This window comes from Fusibacter sp. (assembly GCF_057447755.1).
In genome coordinates this window covers 1-6531 of the sequence record NZ_JBVBZF010000198.1, presented here as the reverse complement: position 1 = coordinate 6531, position 6531 = coordinate 1, and the positions used below count along the sequence as shown (strand labels likewise).

General features: G+C 35.0%; 5 protein-coding genes. All 5 read right to left on the bottom strand.

Features of this window, described 5'->3' with window-relative positions:
- Positions 1-140 precede the first annotated feature (140 nt).
- The 5 genes from AC220I_RS16245 to AC220I_RS16225 all read right to left on the bottom strand — a co-directional run bounded on the left by AC220I_RS16245 (position 141) and on the right by AC220I_RS16225 (position 6512).
- A complete protein-coding gene (locus AC220I_RS16245; protein ID WP_486724910.1) occupies positions 141-1331 on the bottom strand; it encodes an ROK family protein in 1191 nt (396 codons plus the stop codon).
- Between the two features lie 42 nt (positions 1332-1373).
- Complete coding sequence (gene recR / locus AC220I_RS16240) at positions 1374-1973, bottom strand: recombination mediator RecR (protein WP_486724909.1); 600 nt, start codon at positions 1971-1973, stop codon at positions 1374-1376.
- Complete coding sequence (locus AC220I_RS16235; RefSeq protein ID WP_486724908.1) at positions 1974-2312, bottom strand: YbaB/EbfC family nucleoid-associated protein; 339 nt, start codon at positions 2310-2312, stop codon at positions 1974-1976.
- Positions 2313-2334: 22 nt separating this feature from the next.
- Complete coding sequence (gene dnaX / locus AC220I_RS16230; RefSeq protein WP_486724907.1) at positions 2335-4014, bottom strand: DNA polymerase III subunit gamma/tau; 1680 nt, start codon at positions 4012-4014, stop codon at positions 2335-2337.
- Between the two features lie 149 nt (positions 4015-4163).
- Entirely contained in the window at positions 4164-6512 is a 2349-nt protein-coding gene (locus tag AC220I_RS16225) for an HD domain-containing phosphohydrolase (RefSeq protein WP_486724906.1), read from the bottom strand.
- Positions 6513-6531 lie beyond the last annotated feature (19 nt).

Genomic DNA, 6531 nt, shown 5'->3' with positions numbered 1-6531 from the left:
TCTTTGTTACTAAATGTTACTAACTAAATAATATCATCATTTGTTTTTTCAGTCAATTTGAAAAGTTGACTGAAATTAACCCCTTATCATATGTAAAAAGGTCTACTGCAAACCTTTATCGTTCACAATAGACCTTATTTTTAATTTAACTCTGCCACCACAACGGATTTAAAGGTTTCGTTTACCACAAGGGCAACACTTCCTAAGCAGCTGTCATTCATTTCAATTTCACTAAATTCTATTCTTGTCTCTAGAGCCGACTTTGAAAAAATTGATTGCGAGATGGACCTGAGTAAGGTTTCTGAAAACACTTTACTATTTAAAGGTACAACGCCTCCAATTACAATCAATTGTGGATTTAAAACATTAATGAGATTCGCTATTCCAACAGAAAGCACTTTTGCGCTTTCTGATAAAATAGATGATACCTCATCTTTGCCTTCATAGGTCATAACTTCCCTAAAAGTCATTCTATGAGATGCATCAAATTTTAGACTTTCTGAAATGTCATTAATAATTGCACCCGCAGATACATACATTTCTATACAGCCTTGATTGCCACAGTAACACTCTCTGCCCTTATATGCAATAACAGTATGTCCAAACTCCCCTGCAACATGATTTGTCCCCTCGAAGATGGCGGCATTATTGACAATACCACAGCCAACACCTTGATCCACAAAGACATAGATAAAATCTTTTGTCTCTCGGCCTTTACCAAACCATAGTTCACCTAGCGTTCGCGTGCGCGCAACATTATCAATATAGACCGGACATTGAAATTTATCTCTAAACCAAGCCCCTACATCTATGCTTTCCCATCCTTTTAGAATAGCGTATGACTTGGATTTATGGTGTTTAAAATTACTGCCTGGCGTTCCTATGCCAATACCTGCAATCTTATCTTCTGCAATTTTATGCTTTCTGATCAATTGATAAATCGTGTTCATAATCCCATCGAGCATTTCAAATGGCGTTTCATAGGCCATTTGATCGGATTCCCATCTTTCGATGGTTTTACCGGAAAGATCGGTAAGCACCACTGTTGCATTGATTGCGATCTCAACACCAATAATGTATAGAAACTCATGATTGAGGCTGATCAAGTTTGGCTTTCTGCCACCGTTTGAATCGCCTTTACCCACCTCGACCACAAGACCTTCCTCTATTAGACCATCCACAATCCTCATGATGCTTGGTAGAGTTAGCTTGGTTAGTTTAGCAATTTCTGACCGACTGATGGTCCCATGTTTAAAGATGAGCTTTATGACAGAATTTCGATTTATGTGTTTTAAAAGCGCTGGTTTTCCAACCACAATTTTAGAATTCATTTCAAATGTCCTTCTGAATGCATTTTTTATTGACCTAAAATGCTAAAGTGTTCTTCTTCCCTCAATTGCTTTGGCCAAAGTAATCTCATCTGCATACTCCAAGTCACCACCAACGGGTATACCATGTGCCAATCTCGTCACCTTAATATCGGTCCCCTTGAGTAATTTAGAAATATACATTGCTGTAGCTTCTCCCTCAATTGTTGGGTTCGTAGCAATAATGATCTCATTAGTGTCATCTTCTTGAAGTCTTAAGATTAACTCTCTAATTTTAATTTCGTTTGGTCCTATACCATCCATTGGAGAAATCGCACCATGGAGCACATGGTAGTATCCGTGAAACTCCTTGGTGTTTTCAATGGCAATAAGATCTCTAGGAGATTCCACAACACAAATTAAATTGTGATCACGTTTTTGATCAGAGCAAATATAACAGAACTGACTCTCTGTGATATTAAAACACTTTTCACAATATTTAATTTTGCGTTTGACTTCTAAAATGGCTTCAGCAAAGTTATAAGCATCAGACTGTTCCATATTGATCACATGGAAGGCAAGTCTCTGTGCTGATTTTTTACCAATGCCCGGAAGTCTTGAAAATTCATCTATGAGCTTATTGATTGACGGAATAAACTTAGACATTTAGAATAACCCAGGTATGTTCATACCACCTGTAAATTTACTTAGTGATTTGCTCATTGTATCTTCAGCTGTTTTAAGTGCTTCATTTACAGCAACAATGATTAAATCTTGTAACATTTCAATATCATCTGGATCAACGACTTCAGGTTTTAAATCAATGGATAAAACTTCTTTTTTACCATTTACAGTAACCTTAATCGCACCGCCACCTGCAGTTGCTTCAAACTCTTCAGATTCAATCTTTTCTTGAGCTTCTTGCATGTCTCTTTGCATTTTTTGAACTTGCTTCATCATGTTATTCATATTACCAGGCATAGCTGGTCCTCTTCCCTTAGCCATTGTTAAAAAACCTCCTAAATTCTTATTTTATCTCAAGCACATCTTTATAATCCTTAAAGTAGTCCTTTACTTGCTCTTCTGGATTTTGTGCTTCTTTATACGCTTCTTCTTTGATTTCAAACTGGAGTGCCACAAGCTTTTTTAAAAGCCTCGACATTAAGTTTTCCAAATATTTTAAGTTTGATGCATTCTGAACGATATTCATAAACAACTTATTTACAGGTGCTATTCCAATTGTAATCCTATTTCCATTAAGAGTCAAAGGTGTAGCATCTTCAAAAACATGCATAATACCCTTTTTCTCGGTCCTAATGTTTTCTTTAAAAAGTTCCCAAACCTTTAAGACGGCATCGAAATCAATCTCTGACTCTGTAAATTCTATAAAGGTTTCAATATCACTTTCAACCTTATCATTATTGGCCTCATTTGCTTTAACTTGAGGACTAGCAACAACTGACTCTCTTTGAATATGACTTCTTTCAGGACTTTGAGACATAGGTCTACTTGTTGGTCTCTGAACAGCTTCAGATCGTACAGGCACACCGCCACCTTCATAAACAATTTTTTCAAGTCTGCTAATGCGCTCTAATAAGCCCTCAATCGTTTGATCTGCCTTGACATTCATGATTTTGACCAGAGTGGCTTCAAATAGAATGCGCTTGTTTTGAGAATATTTAATGCTCTTTGATAAGTCTATAAAAAGATTGAGTGCTCTTGAAATTTCAATGTGGGTAAATTGCTTTGATAAATCTCTTAGTGTGTCCATGTACTCATTGGACGCATTGATCAGGAGCTGATAATTTTCTTTAACCGATAAAACCACCAATAAGTCGCGATATACCTCGATAATTGCATTTATAAATTGATTCAAGTCCTTGCCATTTTTAAGAATTTCGTCAACTTGCATAAATATTTCATTTGCATCTTGTTGAATCAAATTCTTGATTAACTTTAAAATTTCAGTATTTTCGACAAGACCAAGTAAATCAACAACTTCCTCCACAGATAATTTATCAGTCCCAACGCTCAAGCATTGATCTAGGCTACTGATTGAATCTCTAACAGCGCCGTCACTTTTTTCGATAATCAATTTTAATGCCTCTATGTCATATTGAACAGACATCATCTCACAAATGTACTTGAGACGATAAAGCAAATCATCGTAAGAAACACGTTTAAAATCAAAGCGTTGACATCTTGATAATATCGTTGCTGGAATCTTATGGGATTCTGTTGTTGCAAGAATAAAGAGCACATACTCAGGTGGTTCTTCCAGTGTTTTTAAAAGTGCATTAAAAGCACCTTGAGATAACATATGTACCTCATCGATTATATAAACCTTGTATTTTCCCTTAGAAGGTGCAAATTTTACGTGTTCTCTGAGCTCTCTGATGTCATCTACACTGTTGTTTGATGCAGCATCCATCTCAACGACATCAATAAACTGTTCATCCAGAATACTTTTACAATTTTCACAGGTGTTACAAGGATTGCCATCAACATTATTTAAACAGTTTACAGCTCTCGCGAAAACCTTTGCAGTTGTGGTCTTACCAGTCCCTCTTGTGCCTGAGAACAAATAAGCATGTCCTATACTGTTGTTAACAATCTGGTTTCTAATGGGCAGAATAATATGATTTTGACCAATAATCTCGTCAAAATTTAAGGGTCTCCATTTGCGATACAGTGCTTGATATGCCATACTTTGCTCCTTTTAAGATATTTCATAACTTTGTAAACTGTTTACAGATACTATTGATAGTCTTTCTTAAATAACAGTTTAAAAAACCTAAATTTTACTTCTTACTCATGATGATTCATGCTTGTTTTTCAATTTTATACCAATATTTATTATAGATCGTCTATTATTCTTTGCAATCTTTCAGGCGATTGTGTTGCCAATTTCTCAAAAATATCAATAATTTCTGGAGAAAATTGTGTGCCTCTATTGCGAATCAATTCTTTTAAACCATCCTTAATCGTCTCTGCCTTTGAGTAGGACCGCTCAGACGTTATGGCATCGAATGCATCTGCAACACCTATTATACCGGCATATTCCGGTAGGGATTGAAGATTATGATTTAGGGGATATCCTTTAAGATCATGCCGAACATGATGGTATAATATACCCTCAATAATTTGAGCATTTAATTTAATGGATTTTAAGATTTGAATCCCCTTTTCAGGATGTTGCTTGATGATTTCATATTCGTCACGATTGAGCTTACCTTGTTTTGTCAGGATGGATTGATGAATCCCTACTTTTCCAACATCATGCAATAAACCCGCAATCTCAATATTCTCAAGTTCTTCATTACTATAGCCCATTTCAACTGCAATTTCAACAGAAAATCGTGAAACCCGTCTTGAATGACCCTCAGTATATTTATCTTTTGCCTCTATGACATTAACCAGTGCATGTATGGTGTTAAAGTATTGCTTTCTTAACTGATCATATAATAGCGCACGTTGAACAACAACTGAAGCTTGATTCTTAAACATTTTCATTATATTGAAATCATTTGTTGTTAAAGGGTTTTCAATGCCGATTGAGAGGATCGCAATGATTTCCCCATCGACTTCCATTGGTGCTACTAAAATTTCTTTTAAATTTTCAGGGTATGCATACTTTTTCCGGTAATCTTCATTTATCCCAACAATTTTGATTTCTGAATCCGAGGTAATATCGGAATTGTAAAAGGCATCTATATCTTCAATATAGGCTTCATGTACAATACTCCCCTTATCCGTTTGTGCCTTAATTTCCCAAAATCCCTCATCGTTTTTAACGCGTATTGTGCCGTCTATGATGTTAAAGAGATAATCAATACGATTAATAATATTGATCAAAAGCTCATTGAGTCCCCAGTTACTGATAAGTGCTGAATTGATTTGGTTTATATACTCAAGTTCTCTGTTCTTTCTAAGAATTCGACTTTGCAATGTTATTTCTTCATTTATAGACTTGCCAATATATAGGTAAGTACCATTCGGCAACTCATTGATCTTTACATTCAAAAATTGGGAAACATTTGAATCTATACTACTCATTTTGAAGTTTAAGAAAAGTGGCTCTTCATTATGCGATGTTAATTCCTTAATAGATCTGGTATTTTCCATTAAAATTGATAATATGGACTGGCCGACAATCTCATCTTTTTTAAATCCTAATTTATTTTCAAAAGTGCGATTTACTTCAAGGATAATACCATCTTTGTTGATTAAAAAGACCACCTGGTTTACGGTTTCAAATAGGATATCATTCAAGCCTTCTTTTGAAGCCATCTCTGTAAAATACTGGTCATGTTCTCTCTTAAGTGATTTCCCCTTGTCTTCAATATTCTTGATATCAGACTTATATTTTAGAGTTGATTCTGTCAATTCACTAATTTGTGTAATTAAATTATTTTCGAGATCATTAATTTCACTAATCAATTGACTTAATGTTTGATTAAAGTTTATAGGATCATGTTCTGGACTATATTGTCCCCTTTTAAGGGTCTCAAAAATAGCACTTAGTTTATAAAGTGGATATTCTTTCTGTCTCAGAAAGTATGTGGCAATCAAGATTACTAAAAGGTTAGCCAGTATAACCAAAATTTTTTCAAGTATAAAGGGTTCTTTGTAGACGGATAGGCCTTTACCTTTTACTATAAAAGTCATATCAAATGTGGGATCGTATACGGCTTTATAGAATTCATTTCCTAACCATTGAAACACGCCTAAGTCCAAATTTAACGGATTATTTGCAATAATTTCAAGTTTGAGTTCTGCATCTGTTAACGCCTCTAATCCAATAGGCATGATAAACCCACTCTCTTGATCAGATGCTGTGATATATAGAAAAACGGTCTTGCCTTCCGCTTCCATAACTGCACCTTTTTCTCCGGTTATACCATAATCCTTTCTAAAGGCTCTAAATTGATTTTCATTATAATATAGAACATCTAAATTAGTGTCTCTATCGATTTTCCCGACTTCCTCAAGCTTCACCATATAGGTAAATCGATTGAGTTCATTTTCTAAATTGAGGTGAATCTGGTTGACAAATTGATCTACATTGTTGCTAATTTGTGCTCTATTTTCTTCATATACATATTCTCTAAAACTGGAGAATATGCCTAAACTCCATATCAACATCGGAATAGAAATCATGACAAGGATTAGTCCCAGTTGGAAATTGTGATATTTAATTCTCATATTTTTCCCCCTGTATTGC

Coding starts and splice junctions, on each gene's coding strand:
- AC220I_RS16245 (WP_486724910.1), bottom strand. CDS start 1,331: ATGAATTCTAAAATTGTGGTTGGAAAACCAGCGCTTTTAAAACACATA.
- recR (WP_486724909.1), bottom strand. CDS start 1,973: ATGTCTAAGTTTATTCCGTCAATCAATAAGCTCATAGATGAATTTTCA.
- AC220I_RS16235 (WP_486724908.1), bottom strand. CDS start 2,312: ATGGCTAAGGGAAGAGGACCAGCTATGCCTGGTAATATGAATAACATG.
- dnaX (WP_486724907.1), bottom strand. CDS start 4,014: ATGGCATATCAAGCACTGTATCGCAAATGGAGACCCTTAAATTTTGAC.
- AC220I_RS16225 (WP_486724906.1), bottom strand. CDS start 6,512: ATGAGAATTAAATATCACAATTTCCAACTGGGACTAATCCTTGTCATG.